20 protein-coding genes and 1 tRNA gene are annotated in these 19,068 nt (G+C 49.4%); 5 read left to right on the top strand and 16 right to left on the bottom strand.

Going from position 1 to position 19,068, the window contains the following annotated elements; all coding sequences use genetic code 11:
• Positions 1-248 precede the first annotated feature (248 nt).
• Genes scpB through IQE94_RS14595 form a run of 3 tightly spaced genes read right to left on the bottom strand, consistent with a single transcriptional unit; the run spans position 249 to position 2,578 of the window.
• Positions 249-737: an SMC-Scp complex subunit ScpB gene (gene scpB, locus IQE94_RS14585; RefSeq protein WP_212720702.1), complete on the bottom strand. Its 489-nt coding sequence runs from the start codon at positions 735-737 to the stop codon at positions 249-251.
• Between the two features lie 33 nt (positions 738-770).
• A complete protein-coding gene (locus IQE94_RS14590) occupies positions 771-1,085 on the bottom strand; it encodes a hypothetical protein (RefSeq protein WP_212720699.1) in 315 nt (104 codons plus the stop codon).
• A 53-nt stretch (positions 1,086-1,138) separates the two neighbouring features.
• A complete protein-coding gene (locus IQE94_RS14595; RefSeq protein WP_212720697.1) occupies positions 1,139-2,578 on the bottom strand; it encodes a cyclic nucleotide-binding domain-containing protein in 1,440 nt (479 codons plus the stop codon).
• Positions 2,579-2,882: 304 nt separating this feature from the next.
• Here IQE94_RS14595 and remA point away from each other — a divergent pair, with 304 nt between their 5' ends.
• Complete coding sequence (remA, locus tag IQE94_RS14600; RefSeq protein ID WP_010874197.1) at positions 2,883-3,152, top strand: extracellular matrix/biofilm regulator RemA; 270 nt, start codon at positions 2,883-2,885, stop codon at positions 3,150-3,152.
• A gap of 6 nt (positions 3,153-3,158) precedes the next feature.
• Here the strand turns inward: remA and pgeF are convergent, their stop codons facing one another.
• The 4 genes from pgeF to IQE94_RS14620 form a co-directional block, all read right to left on the bottom strand.
• A complete protein-coding gene (pgeF, locus tag IQE94_RS14605; protein ID WP_223342201.1) occupies positions 3,159-3,953 on the bottom strand; it encodes a peptidoglycan editing factor PgeF in 795 nt (264 codons plus the stop codon).
• 176 nt (positions 3,954-4,129) lie between these two features.
• Positions 4,130-4,984, bottom strand: a complete 855-nt coding sequence (locus IQE94_RS14610) for a TIGR00266 family protein (protein WP_223342202.1) — start codon at positions 4,982-4,984, stop codon at positions 4,130-4,132.
• 86 nt (positions 4,985-5,070) lie between these two features.
• Positions 5,071-5,751, bottom strand: a complete 681-nt coding sequence (locus IQE94_RS14615) for a TIGR00266 family protein (RefSeq protein ID WP_223342203.1) — start codon at positions 5,749-5,751, stop codon at positions 5,071-5,073.
• A gap of 19 nt (positions 5,752-5,770) precedes the next feature.
• A complete protein-coding gene (locus IQE94_RS14620; protein WP_212720684.1) occupies positions 5,771-6,430 on the bottom strand; it encodes a TIGR00266 family protein in 660 nt (219 codons plus the stop codon).
• A gap of 366 nt (positions 6,431-6,796) precedes the next feature.
• On the opposite strand from IQE94_RS14620, the gene IQE94_RS14625 reads away from it, so the two are divergent.
• Positions 6,797-7,462 carry a M23 family metallopeptidase gene (locus IQE94_RS14625; protein ID WP_212720682.1) on the top strand — a complete coding sequence of 222 codons (666 nt, stop codon included), beginning with the start codon at positions 6,797-6,799 and terminating at the stop codon, positions 7,460-7,462.
• A gap of 51 nt (positions 7,463-7,513) precedes the next feature.
• The gene (larB, locus tag IQE94_RS14630) at positions 7,514-8,311 is read left to right on the top strand and encodes a nickel pincer cofactor biosynthesis protein LarB (protein ID WP_212720680.1); all 798 of its coding nucleotides are present in this window, start codon (positions 7,514-7,516) and stop codon (positions 8,309-8,311) included.
• Here the strand turns inward: larB and IQE94_RS14635 are convergent.
• Both IQE94_RS14635 and IQE94_RS14640 read right to left on the bottom strand, forming a co-directional pair.
• Entirely contained in the window at positions 8,279-8,689 is a 411-nt protein-coding gene (locus IQE94_RS14635) for a hypothetical protein (protein WP_212720678.1), read from the bottom strand. The genes larB and IQE94_RS14635 overlap by 33 nt on opposite strands.
• 160 nt (positions 8,690-8,849) lie before the next feature.
• A complete protein-coding gene (locus tag IQE94_RS14640) occupies positions 8,850-11,147 on the bottom strand; it encodes a hypothetical protein (RefSeq protein ID WP_223342204.1) in 2,298 nt (765 codons plus the stop codon).
• Between the two features lie 398 nt (positions 11,148-11,545).
• On the opposite strand from IQE94_RS14640, the gene IQE94_RS14645 reads away from it, so the two are divergent.
• Positions 11,546-12,592: a WD40 repeat domain-containing protein gene (locus tag IQE94_RS14645; RefSeq protein ID WP_223342205.1), complete on the top strand. Its 1,047-nt coding sequence runs from the start codon at positions 11,546-11,548 to the stop codon at positions 12,590-12,592.
• A 9-nt stretch (positions 12,593-12,601) separates the two neighbouring features.
• Here IQE94_RS14645 and IQE94_RS14650 read toward each other — a convergent pair whose 3' ends face one another.
• From IQE94_RS14650 to IQE94_RS14680, 7 genes are all read right to left on the bottom strand, one after another.
• Positions 12,602-13,798, bottom strand: coding sequence for a glycosyltransferase (locus IQE94_RS14650; protein WP_255611306.1), 1,197 nt, complete (start codon positions 13,796-13,798; stop codon positions 12,602-12,604).
• An 8-nt stretch (positions 13,799-13,806) separates the two neighbouring features.
• Positions 13,807-14,148 carry an iron-sulfur cluster assembly accessory protein gene (locus tag IQE94_RS14655; RefSeq protein WP_212720670.1) on the bottom strand — a complete coding sequence of 114 codons (342 nt, stop codon included), beginning with the start codon at positions 14,146-14,148 and terminating at the stop codon, positions 13,807-13,809.
• Positions 14,149-14,274: 126 nt separating this feature from the next.
• Positions 14,275-15,051, bottom strand: a complete 777-nt coding sequence (locus tag IQE94_RS14660; RefSeq protein WP_223342206.1) for an RNA polymerase sigma factor SigF — start codon at positions 15,049-15,051, stop codon at positions 14,275-14,277.
• Between the two features lie 289 nt (positions 15,052-15,340).
• Positions 15,341-16,228 carry a fructosamine kinase family protein gene (locus IQE94_RS14665; protein WP_223342207.1) on the bottom strand — a complete coding sequence of 296 codons (888 nt, stop codon included), beginning with the start codon at positions 16,226-16,228 and terminating at the stop codon, positions 15,341-15,343.
• Between the two features lie 36 nt (positions 16,229-16,264).
• Complete coding sequence (gene grxC / locus IQE94_RS14670; RefSeq protein ID WP_212720666.1) at positions 16,265-16,594, bottom strand: glutaredoxin 3; 330 nt, start codon at positions 16,592-16,594, stop codon at positions 16,265-16,267.
• Between the two features lie 77 nt (positions 16,595-16,671).
• Positions 16,672-17,892 (bottom strand): ATP phosphoribosyltransferase regulatory subunit, encoded by a 1,221-nt coding sequence (locus tag IQE94_RS14675; protein WP_212720665.1) that lies wholly within the window; start codon positions 17,890-17,892, stop codon positions 16,672-16,674.
• A gap of 116 nt (positions 17,893-18,008) precedes the next feature.
• Entirely contained in the window at positions 18,009-18,881 is an 873-nt protein-coding gene (locus IQE94_RS14680) for a shikimate dehydrogenase (protein ID WP_223342208.1), read from the bottom strand.
• Between the two features lie 51 nt (positions 18,882-18,932).
• Here IQE94_RS14680 and IQE94_RS14685 point away from each other — a divergent pair.
• Positions 18,933-19,006, top strand: a tRNA-Val gene (locus tag IQE94_RS14685).
• Positions 19,007-19,068: the final 62 nt, after the last annotated feature.

Below are 19,068 nucleotides of genomic sequence, written 5' to 3' on the forward strand. Positions count from 1 at the left end.
ATCAGGGCTGTCGGCGGCCTTGCCCGATCTTTTTAGCTGTTTGGGCGGGAAAAGTTGCTGTATAAAACCAGTTACAAACAGTTATCCGGAATAGGTTCAGCAAAGTTAACCTCCCGTCCCTAGTCCGTAACCCAGGGTTTCCCCAGCAGTCATATCCATCGGCAACTGTGGGATTTAGTCGATAAAGATCAGACGCGAAACTAGTTTTTAGGCATAGGTTCAATAAGATCGAATATTTTTCTTTGGGCTTACTTTTGTTTTTTTTCAGCAAAATCCGCCGGTAAACGATCAATTTCAAAGTATTGGTGAAACTTGTCGGTGATCTCCAACCAATAGGATCTTCCTTCCGTTTGCTTTCTTTTACGGACAAAACCCGCTTCCACCAATTCCTGCACCTGTTGGTAGGCCCCACTGCCCCGCAGTTCAATCAATTCTGTTTGCAGTAGGGGGGATTTAATGGCGATCGCCGCCAGGGTACGGAGGCTAGCGGTGCTGAGGTCGGCGGGGACAAAATCCTGGATCAAATGTTGAAAGGCCGCCCGCAGTTGCAGGCTATAACCTTGATTAGTTTCCACAATTTCCAGGGCACTGTCCCGGTGGGCATAGTCCTCCATCAACTCCATCAGGGCATCTTCCACCAAAGACCTTTCCTGGCCACTAATGCTGACCAAATCGGCGATCGCCACCGGTTTAGCCTGGAGATAAAGGATTGCTTCAATGGTGGTGGCAAGGCGCATTTGGCAAGAAAATGTATTTGGGGGAGCAGAACATCAGCGGCCAATGAGTTTCATGGCTTGGCCAGGACATTGCTTCACCACTTCGGGGCGCAACTTTTGGCGTACATTGTCGGCATTCAACAAATCTCTACTACCCACCTCCGCAATCAAATAGGCTCTAGCCGCATCCCTAGCCACATCGGGGGATTTCCCTTCACTCAAAGCTTGGCAGATCAGTTTGGCGGCCGTTTGTAGCTGGGTTTGGGTCGGTTCCGTGGCCATGGCTGAAAAAGTGGGACTAAGGACGAGAGGAGCGACAAAAGTTAAACCAAGGGATGTCAATGCCCCAAGGCGAGATCGATTGCCCATAATAACCTCAGAATATAGTTGGCAAAAACTGTTCATCCGTAGCCTTTCAGCCCCTAACCAAATAGCCGCTGTAGACGCTTACGCACCCAGTTCATAATATTACTATCTTCTTCCTCCAAAGCGAGGAGACCCTTGGTGGCCAGTTCTTCTTTGCGGCGCATTAACTCCCCTTGATGCTCCCCCAAGGCATTGATAATGGCTTCACGGAAATCGGGGTTAGTTTGTAGCAACTGTTCAAATTGGGGAAATCGCACCACAAACAAGAGGCATTTTTCCTTGGCTTTGACCGAGGCGGTGCGCGGAATGCCCAACATCAGGGCTAACTCACCAAAGAAACTACCGGGTCCCAAACTGGCCAGCACCCGGCCTAACTTGTCGGTGTACACTTCCACCAGCCCGGAAATGACAATGTAAAAACCGTCGGCGGGATCCTGTTCCCGAAAGAGCACTTCCTCCGGTTTGAGGGATTGCAACTGCCCAATTTCCACCAACTGGCGAATTTCCAACTCGTTTAAACTGCCAAAGTAATCGCTGGACTTTAAGACCTGACTGAGGGAAATCATTGGCTCTTGTTTCCCCAGGTCGGAAGGAATGGGTAAATCTAAATCTGGCCGCAGATATTTGGCGATCGCCTCAGGATTTTTCAGCCACAGTTCCCGTTGGGGCCAGGGAATGCCAATACCATTACGCTTAAAGTAAAAACAGATGGTGTAGCGCAGGGCACTAAGAATTTCCGGGTGCTGGCCCATGTACCTTTCCTCAATCCAAACCCAGAGCTCAAATTCCAAGGCATTATCGCCAAAATTCTGGAAAATAACCTGGGCCGGGGGAGTTTTGACCACACAAGCTTGGCTATAGGCACACATCAACAGGGTTTCCGTCACCAACACCGGCTCTGTGCCGTAGGCTACCCCCACAGATACGGTCAAACGCACCGTTTCCGTTTCGTAGTGATAGTTAATCACCTGATTTTCGATTAGCAGGCTACTGGGTAAAATCACCTTGGAACCATCCTTGAGCCCCACCACCACCGCCCTGGTGGATACTTCTCGCACATAGCCCTGGACGTTTTGGAACCGGATGTAATCGCCAATTTTGACTTTCTGCTCCACCAGCAGGGTCACCCCACTGACAAAATTGCGGGTCACATTTTGCAGACCTAAACCAATCCCTAGCCCCAGGGTCCCCCCCACCACCGTCAAGGAAGACAGGTTAATGCCACTGGTTTGGAGCATGGCAATGAACAAAAAAGACCCCATGCCATAGCTCAACAAATTGGCCACAATGTAGCGGATACCTTGCTCATAGATAAAACGCCGCAGAATAATGCCCCGCAGAACTCGGTTCAGGTAATGGGTTAAAACGAATATGGCCAGGGCCGATAGGACCAACTGGAGCAAGTCCAAGAGGGAAAGTTGGGTGCGCCCAAAATTCAGAGTGGTGGCGTCGAGGGTATCAAAAATTTTGGCGAAAGCAATGGCAACAAAGGGCATGAAAATTCCATGAAAGTTGACAAAGGAGGGTTCCCATGGGGACAGTCAGAAATATTTGGCAAATTGACGACAAATCCGCTGGTTAGACCTAATTTTCCCGATTAATCTATCTCTGGATAGACGCGGAAAAGGACTTGAAAGTCGAAAGTAAAGGAAGGGATGGGCTGAAATTGGCCATAATTTAACTTGGTTAGCTAAATTACGGAACGAACAACCATTTCCTCTTGAAGGCTAACCATTGCTTCTAATAAATACCTAAGCGATCATTTCCCCTTCTCCTCTCCTTTCCCATCCACCCTAATCTATGGAAATTCAACTCATCAACATTGGCTTTGGCAATATTGTTTCTGGCAATCGGGTTGTTGCCATTGTCAGTCCGGAATCGGCCCCCATTAAAAGGATTATCAGCGATGCCAAGGAACGTAGTCAGTTAATTGATGCCACCTACGGCCGGCGCACCAGGGCTGTGATCATTATGGACTCTAATCAGGTAATTCTCTCGGCCATTCAACCGGAAACTGTGGCTAACCGCTTTGTGGTGGATAAGGATTTTAAAGAAAACGCGAAAAAGTAATCCACTTCAGCGGCTGACAATGCCCGACCATTGCACTTCTTTGGTGTGGGTACGGCGATAAGAGAAAAAAAGTTTTTCCATTTGGAAGGTGCAGTGGGGGGCCACCGCAATTTGTTCCGGAGCCAAGCCTAAATCCAACAGTTGCAATTGATTAATACGGCGCACATCGAGGCGACATTTTTCCGGTTCTCCATCGGGCAATACCGGCGGATTGGCCATGGTGGATAAATAATCCCATTGCTGTGCTTCTGTGGCTAATCTCTGCACCGCAGGCACGCTCTGACCCACTTCCAAGGCCACCCAGGGATCGACTTGGTACACCTCTCCGGCGATCGCCGGCCCAAGGGCAATGCGTAAATCCTTTAGCTCACTACCTAGGTGCAGAAATCGGTCGATGGTTTTGGGCACAATCCTGGCTTTAGTACCCCGCCAGCCCGCATGAACCGCCGCTACCCGTTTACTAGCCAAATCGCCGATCAACACCGGGGTACAGTCCGCACTGGCCACCCAGACCCCCTGGTGGGGAGCATCACTAATGATTCCATCCGCCGGGGGATGAACACTATCGGGAGCCGCGGGGGTTTGGCTAATTTCCGTCGCCGTTAGGGTCACGTCCCCATGCACCTGTTTGACTCGCAACGCTGTTCCTTGGGGATCAAGATAGTTGATTAGTACTTCGGGTAACTGGGGATGGAAGGCCCTAGTGAAAAAGCCATGGGACCAGGGAGCCAACAAAGCACAGGTAAGATAGGGTGAGCCATTGATGTTTTGCCATCCCCAGAGATTGTCCCCCATTGTCATCGGTCTAGCCAAAAAAATTGTGATGTTTGAGTGATTTTAATTTCGACGGCGGATGGGAAGTTGTGTAAATTTCCGCCCTAATTTGTTGGAGCAAAAGCCTATTTTTAGCGCCCGTAACCTAATTTCACCTGGTCATCCTAGCATGGCCTAAGTTTTCCGTAAATCCGTTGATCCCCCTAATTAAGTCGGGGGAAACGTAAATTGAGCAAAATTGATTGGATATAGTTCAAAAAGCTATTGGCTTGGCGGGCCTGGAGCCAAATTTTCCCCTGGCCGGTGAAGCGGCACAGTCGACCCTTACCGCCCCACACATCACCCCGCAGGCGATCGACAGCGAGCCCTTCCTGTTTGGTCATTTCGTAATCCAGGGTATCTTCAAACGCAACAATGTAATCAGGGTTATAGGCCAGCTTGCCATCCATGGAAATCTCCACCAAACCACCGTAGAGGCTAAACCACAAATCCCCCTGTCCGACTAAACGCAATAAAAAACTCTCGCTATCGTTATAAAAATGCTTCATGCTGGCGAAATTGGTGTCAATTTTCACCGTTGGTTGACAGGCAAGGAAGTTATCCGTCCGTAGATAAATTCCCTTTTCTATGGTTAGAAAGTGATGGCAAATATCCCCTGGCAAGGCCGGTGCTAATTGGAGATGACCAACGTTTTGTTCCGCCGTAAATTGGTCAAGGAATAGTGCATCCGTCCCCAGGGCTTTACGTAAGATATCCAACAGTCCTCCCCGTAATTTGTTAACAAAGAGAATATGGCGATCCATAGTGGTGACTACGTTAGCGTCGACGAAGACAATTTGACCGGGTTTCAGGGTCAACTCCAGGGTGGCGTACAGGGCATGGCCATTGATGGTGTAGGGAAGATTAAATTCATCATCCGTAGGACGCACCTGACTATCCGCCTCTGCTTCCCGGGGATGAGCAAAGAGGTGCTGGGTGTAATCCTCTTCCAAATCCTCCTCAGGATCAATCTGTTCCAAACTTTGTTCGAGCTTTTCTAGGGATTCTTCTTCCATCATGGCGGGGCGGTGGTGCTAATAGAGGTGGGGGCAAATTTTAGTCGCAGGGTAATGGCATTAACTGTCCTAGCCTTTAGGATGATTGATTAGCGCAGTTTGAAGTTTTCCGGTTTGAGCTGGCGACCCACTTCCTGGGCAAAACTCCGGGGACCATGGGTTTGGCAAAAAATCGTACCCGTGCCAGTAAATTCATAGAGAATTTCTTGCCTAGGAACCAAACGTTTGGACCATGGACGTAACTCCTGATATTGCTTGACCTTGAGACTATTATCAAAAGCCACCACATGGTCAGAGTTAACAATTTGTTTGCTATTCACTTCCAGGGAATACATGGCCCCAAAGGAACTGATTAACACATCTCCAACACCCACCAAACTTAGCCAGGAATAGGCTTCCTTTTTGGCGGCGGATTTATAGCCCATGAAAATGTCCACCTTGCCATCGGATGCTAGGTAGGAGCTCTGGCGCACAATTAATTTCCTGCCGCCCAGTTGGTAGTGCCCCAGGTTGCCTACTAGGGCAGGAGCTAGGTAAATTTCGCCGCCATTTTCCCCCGCTCGGTAATTGTTTAAGAACATGGTTTTAATTTGATTGCCCCGGCTGGTCTGTTTCCCTCCCCCATCGCTGGTGCGCCGCACGGAACTTTGCACCGTGATATCTTGACCCATGGCAATTAAAGAGCCATTCTGGGCCGCTAATTCTTCGTTGGCTTCCAGGATTACCCTGGCAATCGCCGTTTGGGGGGAATTGAGAAGTTTAATTTTCATAGGGCAGGCAGGGGAAAAATCAGCGCAGTCGGAGCCGGATAAAACGACCCAAACTGCTCAAACTGCGGGATTGCCAATAGATGTTTCCGGTGCCCTGTAAACGGGAACTAAGCCCCCGACCGGACTGCAGATCACCGATAATTCCCCTAGGGAAATTAACTTTGAGTTTGAGTTTGGGCTGAAACGCCAGTAAATGGGAATGTTCCACCACAAAACTCTGGGGGCACGACAATTGGTTGAGGGTGCCGTAACTACTAAGGAAGACGCGGCCCTTGCCCTGGAGTTTCAAACCGAACAAACCCTGTCCTGCCCACCAACTGGAGAAACCAAGCCAATGCACCCCCATATTGACGCCGTTGGTATGGGCGACATGTACTCCAGGACTGATGAATATGCCATTTTTAGGTAATTCTAGGCGAGTCAAATTTCCTGGTAGAGCTTTGCCTAAGGTAAAACTCAACGGTTGATCAGTGGGGTTGTGGATGACGTTGACCATTAGGTTTTCTTTGCCCAATAAAAACCTAGCCAGGGCCCTCAGCCAGCCTCCCCCACACAGCCGACTAATTATCAATCCCCCATCCATACTAATGAGGGAACCGGGGTTAATGTAGAGCCGTTCCTTGGGTTTGAGGGTAACGGCCAGCACCGAGTTGGGATAGTGGCGAATTTTGTAGAGCACGGCTCAGCGGGGGGAGAACAACAACAACGGAGCAACATTGATTCCATTTTGAACCAATTAGCCTCAATCTATACCAAACCAAGGCCAATTTGACGGGGCTTAAAACTCAAAGTTAGTAGTTTAGGGGAGCGCTGGAAAAGTGAGATTCTCCACAGAAAAATCTCGTTGCAATCCTCCATTTACTGAGGACTCTGTTTCTAAATTCTTCCCCCATCAGGGGCGGTGAAAGCGTTATGGAAGCATTAATGATCATTTTCGGACTTTTTCAACATACCCGGCTATGTCTCCAGAGATAGGTTGACCGTCGCCAGGGGACAATTCTGGGCATACACTAGGGAGCAGTGTGAAACGTGTGAGGATTGTGCCATGAATTCTTTCTGGGGGACTTGTCGTCAAAAGCATTGGTTAAATGGAAATTTACCCAAATCCTTGGGCAAAAAACGTCGGCGACGGCCGTTCATAGTTCTCCTCGCTTTGGTCCTAGCCAGTAGCGCCTTAACCATTGGTTTAGCTCCCAATAACCAGGCCACTGCCCAATATGCTCCGGTGGCGACCAGTTCCAGTAATCCCTGGCAGTACGCTTCTTTTCCAGTGGAAAATTTTCAGCAATATACTTCTGGGTTTGGTCCCCGCCGGGCCCCCACTGCTGGAGCTAGCACTTTCCACAATGGTTTGGACTTGGCCGCTCCCCTGGGAAGTTATATTCGCAATTGGTGGCATGGCACAGTGGTGGAAATGTCGGACCATACCGGTTGTGGCACTATGGTACGGATTCAATCCGGTGCTTGGCAGCATACTTACTGTCATTTAATGGGACGGGTGGAGGTCCACCAAGGCCAAAGGTATTTGGTCGATCGCCAGGGGGGCATTGTGCTCCAACAGGGGCAACAGGTGGTGGCAGGAATGCGCATTGGTCGGGTGGGGATGACGGGCCGCACGACGGGACCCCATCTACACTGGGAACTGCGCCATAACGGAGTTTTAGTGGATCCGGCCCTGGTGCTACAGGCCATGTACGGCGGGGCAACCTAGCCCAAATAGGCCAGAATGGTCAATGGCCCTGTTTTTCAGTTTTCTGCACCGATGACCCCAGACTCCCTCCAACAATTACTCACGGCGATCGCCAGTGGCCACACCAGTAGCCAAGAGGGTTTTGAGCAGCTTAAACATCTCAGCTTTGAGGCGATCGATGATTTTGCCAAAGTGGACCACCAAAGGCAACTACGAACGGGCTTTCCAGAGGTGGTGTGGGGCCCCGGTAAAACTCCAGAACAAATTGAGCAAATTCTCCAAGCCCTAGCGGCGCATAATCCAGTGGTGATGGTGACCAGGGTGGAGCCAGCGGTGGCGGATATTTTAGGAGAGCGCATCCCCCTGTTGCACTACTACGCCCAGGCCAAAATCTGCGCTTTGCTGCAAACCCCTTTACAACTTAAACATCCCGGCACCATTGGCATACTCAGTGCGGGCACCGCAGACTTACCCGTGGCAGAGGAAGCGGCCACCACAGCGAGTTTGTGCGGTTTCAAAGTGGAAAAACTCTGGGATGTGGGGGTGGCAGGCCTACACCGGTTGTTGAGCCATCGGGCCTTAATCCAGTCCATGGATGTGTTGATTGTGGTGGCGGGTATGGAGGGGGCCTTGCCCAGTGTGGTGGCGGGGTTAGTAGACTGTCCTGTGATTGGAGTCCCCACCAGCGTCGGCTATGGCACCAGTTTTGGTGGCGTGGCTCCCCTGTTAACCATGCTTAATTCCTGTGCGGTGGGGGTGGGGGTAGTCAATATTGATAACGGTTTCGGGGCGGCCATGTTGGCCGGACAAATTCTCCGCACCGGCGATCGCCTGAAATCAGCTTTGCCCCACAGTGGGCAGGTCCGCTAGGAGGGTTGTGACGCAATGACGAGCTTTGTCGTCTAATTTAGTCCAATCCACCTCCCCTTGGTCGTTGAACAATTGTTGGTCTATTTCCGCCGTGAAAACTTCATCCTCGTCCGGCAGCTGATCCCCAAAGGGCTGGGGCTGGTAATTGGCAAAACACACCTGAAAACATAAATCCCAAATGTTAACTCCGTAGGTTTGCCCCTCATTTTCGAGAATTAACCGATGTCCTGGTATGGGTTCCTCCACCTCCTCGTAGCGACTACGCCAGGGACAGCTTTCCAAGCCTTGCCGCAGATGATCAATGGTGCGGATCAGAGCTGGTTGCATGAGGCAATCGGCCTGTTCCCAGGCCTGGACTGTGGCAAATTCAGGTTTCATTGGTTCGATGGATTAAAATGCTTGGGGCTAGACCCTTCCCTGCCATGGTACCAATAGCTATATCCGGGTGGAATTACAACGGAATTGAAGGGGATTTCGTTGGACAGAAAGTTCCGTTTTCGGGAAAATTTCCTGGGAAAATCAACGGGTTCAACAACGTCTAAAGCCGCAAGGTCAAACCCACATAGGGGCCATTTAAATTCAGGGAAAAGTCAAAACCATTGTTGCCATTACCCTGCCCGTATTTCAAACTGTAGAATTGGTAGCCCAACTGGATAGCTACGTTTTCCCTTACATAGTAATCCATTCCTAAAATGGCTTTCCAGTTCCAATCCGCATCCCCCGATAGGTCAAAGCCGGATACATCTCCCCGGAGCCAAAGGGCCAAGGTATCCGTTAACTGCACCCCCAATTTTCCCCCCACCAAGGGATTAATCCAGGTACGGCTAGCGGTTTCGTTAATTTGGAATTGTCCCCCCAGGGAAATTAAAGAACTGTTGTAGTTGTAGTTAGTGGTCTGGTCCAGGGCGAGGCTGAGATTGATTAACCTGGCTCCGATGTAGGGTTCAAACCACCACTGGGGATAACTTCGGTTTTGGGACCCTGAACCGTAGACGGGACGAGCATTACCAAAATGGTAGCTGATGGCTAGATCAACGGTGGTTTCGCTGACGGATAAATCAGTGTTGGTATCAATGCTTAAATCCCGTTGCCCTGCCCCGTAAAGTTCAGCCTGAATGGCGGCAATTACCTCCTCTTCGTTAGCTAAAATTTGGTCTAATTTGGCTAAATCTTGTAATGTGTCGGCAAAATTTGCATTATTTTTGAGCGATTGTAACGTAGTCAATGCATTTTGCAGTTGCACCAGGTTTTCTTTAGCATTACTGTCTTGGAGGATTTGGATAATTTCCCCTAGGTGGGAATCCTTAATTTCCTCGAGATTGGCGATCGCCTCTCGTACTTGGCCTACCCTCTCCCTAGTTTCCGCCAATTTTTTCTGCAATGCTCCGAGATCTTCCCTGGAACGAAGATTGGCAATGCGGCTTTGAATTTCCGTCTGTAGGGTACGTACCGCCTCCAACCTATCCTGTGCTGTCTCCACCCGGTCAATGATATTTTCCAAAGTGGAATGGTTCTGATCGCCCTCAATTTGTTTTATTTTATCCAGTCCCCCCAGGGCAATTTTGGCCAAATCCCGACGGTCAATTTCTTCTAGGGGTAATGTGGCCAGCAATTGTCTAGTCTCTTCCCGGAGGTTTTGCAACTGGGAAGCAAAGGTTTGGATTTCCGTAACCCGTTGTTGCACTCTGTTCTCTAAACGATCAATGGAACCGATGGCACTGTCCCGAAAACCCTGGATAGTGCCCAGGGCGATCTGGAGTTGGGTTAACTTTTGTTCAATTTCCCGTTCACCAAGGTTACCCTCCTCCACCATTTTTTTTAGTTCATTAATTTGTTTTGCCCAAGCGCCAATGGCTTGCCGGTCAATATCATTACCTAGGGCTTGCAGTGTTTCAATTTTGGCCGAAGCTGAGGCGATCGCCGTCATCAAATCCTGGCGATCGGGAGCCGCATTACGCACCTCTTCAAACTCAGATTGAATTTGGGCGAGATTTTGGTTAATATCACTTTTTTTTTGCTGTAAAATTCCGGACTGATCGGCAAGAATACCATTAATTCCATTCAAACGATTATTTATATCTGTGTTGAGTAAATAATTGATTGGACTAAAAGATGCCAAACCAGGAAAATTGTCCCGCTGACTGGTGGAAGCTCCTTTTAAATTATAATAAAACCCATCTAAAATAATGCCCCAATTACCGTGCCAAGCTTCGACTCTGCCCCCAGCGTAAACTGTTAATCTCTCCAATATGTCCGCAGTCGTAAGGTGATAATCACCCTGAACTCCGCTAATTCTGGCTGATCCATAGGCGTTAATGGGCAGGACTGCACCAGGGGTAATAAAAACTTGCCAACCATCATTTTGGACTGTGTTAACTGTTGGGCTAGGGCTGAGCTGTTCACTATTCTCTGTGTCGGTCAATTGTTGGATAATGCTCTCCGGATAGGAGCTATTTTCTGGAGTTATGGCCGGCGAAAAAGTTGGCTCTTTCTCTTTTGTTGGCTCAGTTAAGGCTTGAGTAAAAGGCTGTTCTAAGTGTGCTACCTGGCTCCTTAAATCCTTTGTGCTTGAGGTGCTATAAGTCAAGTTATGGGAAGAATTGGCGGAAGTTTGCCATGGCTCTTGATCTACTTTAATCGTGCTAAAATCAGCAATATTTTCTACTACAAAGGGATCTAATTGAATTGAATTTTCCAATAGTAAGGCATCATTTAATTCTGCCTCAGCAGGGATAAAATTGTCAAAATTGAGAATTTCATTAGCTAAAACAGAGCAGGGAACTATTCCTGGCAAACTAAGCGTAGCGAAATAAAGTAGCCAGCGAAACACCTTCATATATTTTAATGATCCAAAATAGATCGAAAGGAATTAAAGTTAGTCTGAATAAATCAACTAAATGTAAGCCAATTTATCAACCAATGGCAAATTTTTTATCAGTCTTGCGGTCAAATATGTCTAGTGCGAATGTGACCAGTTTTATGTCTTTTAGTAGCACTTTTTACCATGGTAATTTTAATATAAGTTCCCCGAAAGTATATTCTAAAAGACGAAAAATGAGAATTAATTGTCACTGGGCATCTTATTAAGAGGGAAGATCAACAAAAATTCCTCGCTGTTACTGGAGCTCCAGTCGGTCGGTTTAAAAGCCGGACTAAAAGCTTATAAAAAGACCCTAAGTAACGCCTATTATAATTAAGTAAACACAAATTTTAGTAACTTAACTATTTTTTAAGATGAATAACCATTTCTCCCGATTGAAAAAACTTTCTGGCCCCGTTACATTTTTTTTGACTGTTGCCTGTTTAGTTTATTCAGGCGAGAGTGCCCGCGCCAACGGCAGCGCTCCTAACCCGTATATGGTGGCTCAAACTGGGGCCAGCCCATCGGTAACGGTGGAAAATCTCACTGGTTTTCAAGGAATTATTATCGCTCTCAACGTTACCCCTGACGGCAAATATTTAGCTGTGGCTACGGCGGATAATCAAATTACCTTGATTGATGTAGCTAACCAAGAGGTGGTTTATAGCCAAAGGAGTCCGGTCAATAATTTTGCCGATTTGGCCGTTAGTGCCGATGGTCAATGGTTGGCGATCGCCGCTGATAATAATGTTGATATACGCCGGGTGGAAGATGGCATGAGGGTTAAATCCCTGGCTGGGCACACAGAGAAGGTCAGTGGTGTCGCTTTTAGTCCTGATGGGGAAACCGTTGTGAGCGTTAGCGGTGGCGATCGCACCATTCGCATTTGGGAACGGGAATCAGGCAACCTGGTACAAACCTTAGCAGATAATCTTGGCCCTACTACCAGCGTTGTTTTTTCCCCCAACGGCGATCAATTCATCACCGGGGCGATCGGCCAGGACCGCACCATTAAGTTTTGGGATGCCAACACCTTTCAATTATTGGGTACCTCTCCCAAGCAGCCTGGTTTTATTAACGGCTTAGCGGTAACCCCCGATGGTAGAAAACTGGTGGGGGCAGTGCGGAATTTTGTCAAAGCCTGGGACTTAGCCGATGCCAAAGAATTATTCACCGTCAAAGGCCCCAGCTTAGAAATTAATACCATTGCCGTTTCCCCCAATAATCGCTGGGTAGCCACCGCCAATAAGGAAGGAACTATCATGATCTTCGATTTAGTCAACGGCAAACAGGTTAACACCTTGAGGGGCCACCAGGGCTGGGTTCTTTCTTTGGTATTTAGTCCCGACGGCAATACTCTCTACAGTGGTGCGGAGGATAAAATCGTTAAAATCTGGGACTTGAGTGCCATTGCCCGTTAGCTCGAGGGTTCACAAGGAATTAAGACCCCTGGGGATAAACCCGACCTTTCCAGCCCCCCCCCGGCCCTGCCAATGTTGCCAAGCAGAATCTAGGGTCATGAGGCTATATAACAGGGCAATTAACGGTAGGGTCAAACCCCAAAGCCGGGAGCGCCCATAGAATTTTAAGGTCGGGCCATAGGCGATCACCATTAGCACCCAGGTAAAAGCTCCCACTAGGGCCAGGGAGGTATTACCCCAAATTATTGCCGATACTAGGGCCACAGGGGCAGTTAAATAAACTAAAGCCATGCCCAGGAGGGTACCTAGTAACAGCAGGGGATTGTAATCCAGTTGGGTGTAGGCAGTGCGGCTGACCATCTGCCAAATGGTTTCTAGGCGATCGTAGGGCCGTAAGCTCCAATTTTCCCTAGTTAGCCCCAACCAAATGGGGAGTTTTTGGGTTTTTAACTTCTGGGCAAGGGTGCAATCATCAATTAGTGCTTCCTTGAGAGCTTCAATGCCACCAATGGTTTGTAAGGCTGACCGCTGCATGAGAATACAGCCCCCCGCCGCCGCGGCCGTTTTATGGTGGGGATTATTCACCAACGGGAAAGGATAGAGCTTTTGAAAGAAGAAAATAAAGGCTGGAATCAGCAATTTTTCCCAAGCACTCTCACAGCGCAACAGCACCATCAGGGATACCAGGGCTAAATTTTCCCGCTGGGCTTTTTCCACCAAGGTTTTAATGGTTTGCCGGCCATGGGCAATGTCCGCATCGGTGAGAAAAATGTACTCTGGCCAGGGTTCTGGACTTTGTTTGTCCGACTGCACCGTTTGCCAGCCCTGTTCCACTGCCCATAATTTTCCCGACCATCCAGGGGGTAGCGGTTGCCCGGACACCACTTCTAGGCGATCGCCATGGCCCAAATCGGTGGCGATGCGCTGGGCCACAGCTCCTGTGCCATCACTACTTTGGTCATCCACCAAAATAATTTTCAACAGGCCAGGATAATGCTGTTGCAATAAACTGGGCAAACTCTGACCCAAGACGTTGGCCTCATCCCGAGCTGGAATAATGGCTGCCACGGGGGGATACTCCTTTAACGACGATGAATGCTCAAAGTTTAAAACCTGATCACAGCGCCAAAAATTTCCCCAGCCCCCCAGCAAAAAGCACCAAATTAGGCCAGAGATTGCGGTAATTACGAAGACAAAGGTGACCATCTGTCCACCTATAAATTCTTTTCTAGATTAGGAGCAAAGGACAAGCTACAACTGCACACCTGGGCGGCATTGGGGTTAGTGAAGCGGAATCCTCCCCCCATTAAATCTTCGGCATAATCTAATTTGAGATTGTGGAGGTAACCTGCACTCTGGCTATCCACTAGCACCGTCACCCCGTCACTTTCATACTCTAAATCGTCAGCGGTAATTTCCGGTACAAAATCCATATGGTATAACCAACCGGCGCACCCTCCAGGCCTAACCGCGAGGCGAAAATGGTGGCGGGTTAGTTGGCGACTGTGTTGCAATCGTTTAATTTCCTGGGTGGCACTGGCAGTCAATTGCAGCATAAGCTAACGCAATGGCTCAAAAAAAATCGAGAAATTAGACATAAAGTTCCATCTGCCATACTACCAGGGCGATCGCCGACCTTGGATGAATTTTTTCGTCAACTACCGGAGAGTTACTCTAAGAAGTTAGAAAATTTCCGTGTTCAAGGCTTTTTTCAATGCCCCAATGCCCTGTTTGATGCGACGGGAAACTGTGATCACACTAACCCCCATCATTTCAGCGGCTTCCTTGTGGGTGAAGTCATGGAGAAAAACAAATTCCACAATGCGGCGGGTACGTTCTTCCAAACCGGCCAGAGCCTGTTGCAGGCGGATCTGATCCTCGGGGCTGAGTTGAAAACTACGGAATTCGTGGTGGGCTAAACAATCCCCCAGGTTAACTTGCCCGTCATCGTCGCCATTTACTTTGGTATCCAAACTCACTAGCTCACGATTTTGCAATGCCAGTTTGGTTTCCTGCCAGTCTGTCAGGGGCACCGCTAAAATTTGGGCAATTTCTTCATCGGTGGCGGCTCGGTCATATTTGAGGCGAAATTCTTGCTGGACGGCGATAGCCTGACGACCCAGATCCAACCAACGACGGGGAATGCGAACGCAGTTACTTTTATCCCGCAGAAAATGCTGGATTTCCCCCCGCACATAGGGAATGGCAAAGGAACTAAAGGCATTGCCCTTATTCATATCAAACCTTTCAATGGCCCGGATCAGTCCCAAACAACCCACCTGGGACAAATCTTCAAAACTTTCATTACACTGGGCTGTCCAATGGTATGCCTCCTTCCTCACCAGGCCCAGATTGACTTCCATAATCCGATTCCGCACGCCAACGTCGTGGGACTCTGTGTAGATTTTGAACAGTCTCAGAGTCTCAAGTTTAAGGCTTTCGCTAGTGGCATTGGTCATGGTTTTGGATTTAGACGACTCCAGTCAACTTTACCGATAGTTAGGCCTTGCCTGCATCAGCAAATATATGGAAAAAATAAATTTTTTTTGCCAATCGATGCCTCAGCAAATGACGTGGGAAATACGCTATGTCTGGGCTTGGGCATCATTCTCATCCGCACTCTGGCCGAGAAAATAGCTTGCCTGCAAATGGGCCAAAATGGAGAGATATGGCTAAGAACCCTATGCAATTATAAAACTAATCCAAAGTCTGAAGGCGAATATGGGGAAAAAGTCAACAATTCTTCAACTAAATCCTTAAGCATTGTTTAAGCATTTGCTGGGCTTGCTGTTGATAACCGCCCCCGAACAAATTGAAGTGGTTGAGGATGTGATAGAGATTGTAGAGGGTTTTCCGTTGTTGATAACCAGGCTCCGGAGGACGAATTGCATGGTAACCCTGGTAAAATCCCGCCGGAAATCCACCAAATAATTCCGTCATAGCAATATCCACTTCTCCATCGCCGTAGTAGCAGGCCGGGTCGAGAATGACCGGTTCCCCTGTGGTTAAAATTGCGCCATTGCCAGACCACAAATCGCCATGGACTAAAGCCGGTGTTGGTTGGTGATCGCCTAGTAATTCCTTAACTTTGGGCACCACCACTGTTGGATAGGGAAAATTACCTCCCCGCTGTCGAGCTAGGGCCAGTTGATGGCCGAGGCGATGCTCCGCAAAAAAGTCGGCCCAATTATCGATCCAAGGATTGGGCTGGGGAGTGGCCCCGATGGTGTTATCAGTCTGCCAGCCAAATTGGGTGCTCCCCCCCGCTTGATGCAATGCCGCCAAATTTTGCCCCATGCGGTACCAACTGTCACGGTTGCTTTGGCCAAACTCTAGCCATTCCAACACCAGGTAACTGTGGCCAGCGGAACTACCATGGCAAATGGGACGGGGAACCCTAATGGTATGGGTGGCGGCCATGGCCTCCAAGCCAAGGGCTTCCGCTTGAAACATTGGCCACTGCTGGGCTTGGTTAAGTTTGACAAAATATTTCTGCTCCCCATCCATGAGGCAATAGCCCTGGTTAATACAACCACCACTTACTGATCGCCGTTCCTGAACACTGAAGGGCTGGCCGGTGGTCTGACTGATTTGTTGGGCAATGGTTTGCCAGAAAGCAGGGGAATTCACAGGCACAATGGAAAAGAGGACAGGGGTAAGGGGTAGCAATGCCTAAGCTGGGTTAGGGGGAGTGGCCAAAAGAGGATCTAACTGACCGCGGCTGTCCAGGCTATAGAGTTGATCACAGCCACCAATGCCCTGGTCATTGACAAAAATCTGGGGCACACTGCGTCGTCCCTCTGCCCTTTCCGCCATGGCCTGTCTGGCCTGGTCATCGCCATCAATTTTGTATTCGATGAACTTAACTCCCTTCCACCACAGTAAAAGCTTGGCCCGGATGCAAAAGGGACAAGTTTGCCAAGTATATACTTCCACTTTGGCTTTGATACCATCCGCTTGGCGGCCATTGAGGAGGGGGAGCCAGTTGAACAAATTAGCCATGACGTCACCTGGAGATTGGAACTGGGAACTCTAAATGGGGACTGCAACGGGGTTACTTTTGTCCTTTCCCTCAAACATTACAGATCGGCCGGTGTCGCTTCAACCTGGCTATCGGCCCCGACCCAGACAATTTGCCCCACCGCCATGGCCTGGGCATAGGCATTTAATTCCTCTGGCGATCGCCCCCCTAAGTCTAATTCCACCCGGCGATTGGGGTATTGTTGGCGCAACTGTTGGGCATGGCGAAAGGCGGCCCCCTCGGCGGCATCATCCACTGGGCAAACTAGATAATCGATGGCGGCGGTGCTGGTGGGCAAAGTCCCCAATGCGAGCAAACATTGGTGCAACTCCTCAATGTTCAAAGAAAAGCCCGTACCGGGAAAGGATTGCCGTTGGGGATGGTATTGACTCAGTAACTGGTCATAACGACCCCCTTGCCCCAATACGTAACAGTTATCCGCTTGGCGACTCACCGCTTGGAACACCATCCCAGTGTAGTAATCAAACGGCTGGAGCCAACTCAGATCCAACACCAAATTGGAGGGCCCATCTCCACTGGCCGCTACCAAAGACAACAATGCCTGCAGGCGATCGACCCGGGCTAGGCATTCCCCCTGTACATTCAACTGACCGAGTCTGGCCAAAACTTCCTCCACCGTGCCCCGGAGGTCAAACAGTTGCAAGGCCAGGTTTTTGGCTTCGTCATCGGGATAGGGGAGTTGGGATAGTTCCACATAGTCCAAACGGGTGATGCAATCCCGGACAGCGGTTTGAAGAGTGGTGGGTAATTTGGCCAATAGACTTCTGGTCAGGCCAGCATCGCCCAAAATCAGTTGCCAATCAGTTAAGCCCAATTTGGTCAGGCAATCGGTCAACAGCAGAAGAATTTCCGCATCGGCTCGGACGCCCCCAGCAAAGAGCAATTCTATGCCCGCTTGAAAAAACTCCATTTGCTTGCCGTGGTAGCCTTCTGGAGGATTGCGAAAGACGTTGGCCCGGTAACACAATCTTTGGGGCTGATTGTCAGTCATGCGAGTCACCACCGCCCGGGCAATGGAAGCAGTCAATTCTGGCCGTAAACCCAACCGTCCTTCCCCCCGGTCCTGGAGTTGGATAACTTTATGGGCGGAAATTGCTCCCCCGGCCACAAGGGTATCCAGCCATTCCAAAGTGGAGGTAACAATGCGCTGATAGCCCCAGCGGTGAAAAGTTTGTTGCAGTTGGTCATTGATGCAGGCTTTTTGGGCAACTTCTAGGGGAAGTAAGTCCCTGGCTCCAGCGGGGGGATGGTGAATCATGGCAGCTTAGTTTCGGCGGGGGCAAATTTAAATATAATGTTTTCCCGCAACCCCAAGGAATATTTCCCCGGTTTTCCTTGGTTGGCAAAATTCTCAAAACCCTTACTTCCAGGTGATCAGGCGGATTTTTCCAGGTGATGGAGTAGGGCTTGGCGCATTACATCAACTGGTACGTCCCGTTGTAACCAAATTTTCAATGCCGCAGCCCCCTGTTGCACGAGCATTTCTGCTCCGTCGATAGTCACTAAGCCTCGCTCCTGGGCCTGTTGTAAAAACTTGGTGGGGCGGGGAGTGTAAATCAAGTCATAGGCGATCGCCGTGGGCGGTAATTTTTCCACCAGGCATTGATCTAGCGGGGATTGCTCGGGATGGGGAACCATGCCCACGGGGGTACTGTTAATCAATAAAGTTGCTTGGGGGATAACCTCGGATAACTCTTCCCAGGGCAGGACTTGCAAAGCTTGTTTGATTTCCTGATCTGTCCAACTGTCGGCAAACTGGGCCAGCTTTTCTGGACTGCGACCCACCACAATAATTTCTGGACAACCCAATTGGATTAAACCCACCACCACTGCTCGGGCGGCCCCACCGTGACCGAGGACCACCGCCTTCCCCCCTGACCAATCTCGCTTTAACTCCAACAAAGGAGTCAAAAAACCCTCAACATCGGTATTGGTTCCCTGCCAACCATGGCCATCCCGCCAGAGAGTATTCACGGCTCCCACTTGCTGAGCGGTTTCAGTTATCTGGGTCAATAAAGCCATCACCGCCTGTTTATGGGGAATCGTCACGCTTAACCCCTGGACTCCACTGGCCCCCAAACCTTCAATGGCTACTGGCAAATCTGCCGGGGCAATGGGAAAGGCTGCATACACATAGTCACTGGAGATCGCCTGGAGAGCTGCATTGTGCATCACCGGGGACAGGGAATGGGCCACCGGATGACCAATCACACCGAGAAGCTTAGTTTTACCGGTAATGGGGAGCATGGGGGACAATTGTTAATTTAAATGGAGCCATGCTATATTACTAAATCGCTAGGACGTATAGCTCAGTTGGTTAGAGTACATCGTTGACATCGATGGGGTCACTGGTTCGAATCCAGTTACGTCCATAAATTTGCTCCCTGACAGGCTATTCCTGGTCAAAGGGAAACTTTCGTCTGCAATGGTTTAC

Source organism: Synechocystis sp. PCC 7339, from assembly GCF_019924095.1.
Classification (GTDB): Bacteria; Cyanobacteriota; Cyanobacteriia; order Cyanobacteriales; family Microcystaceae; genus Synechocystis.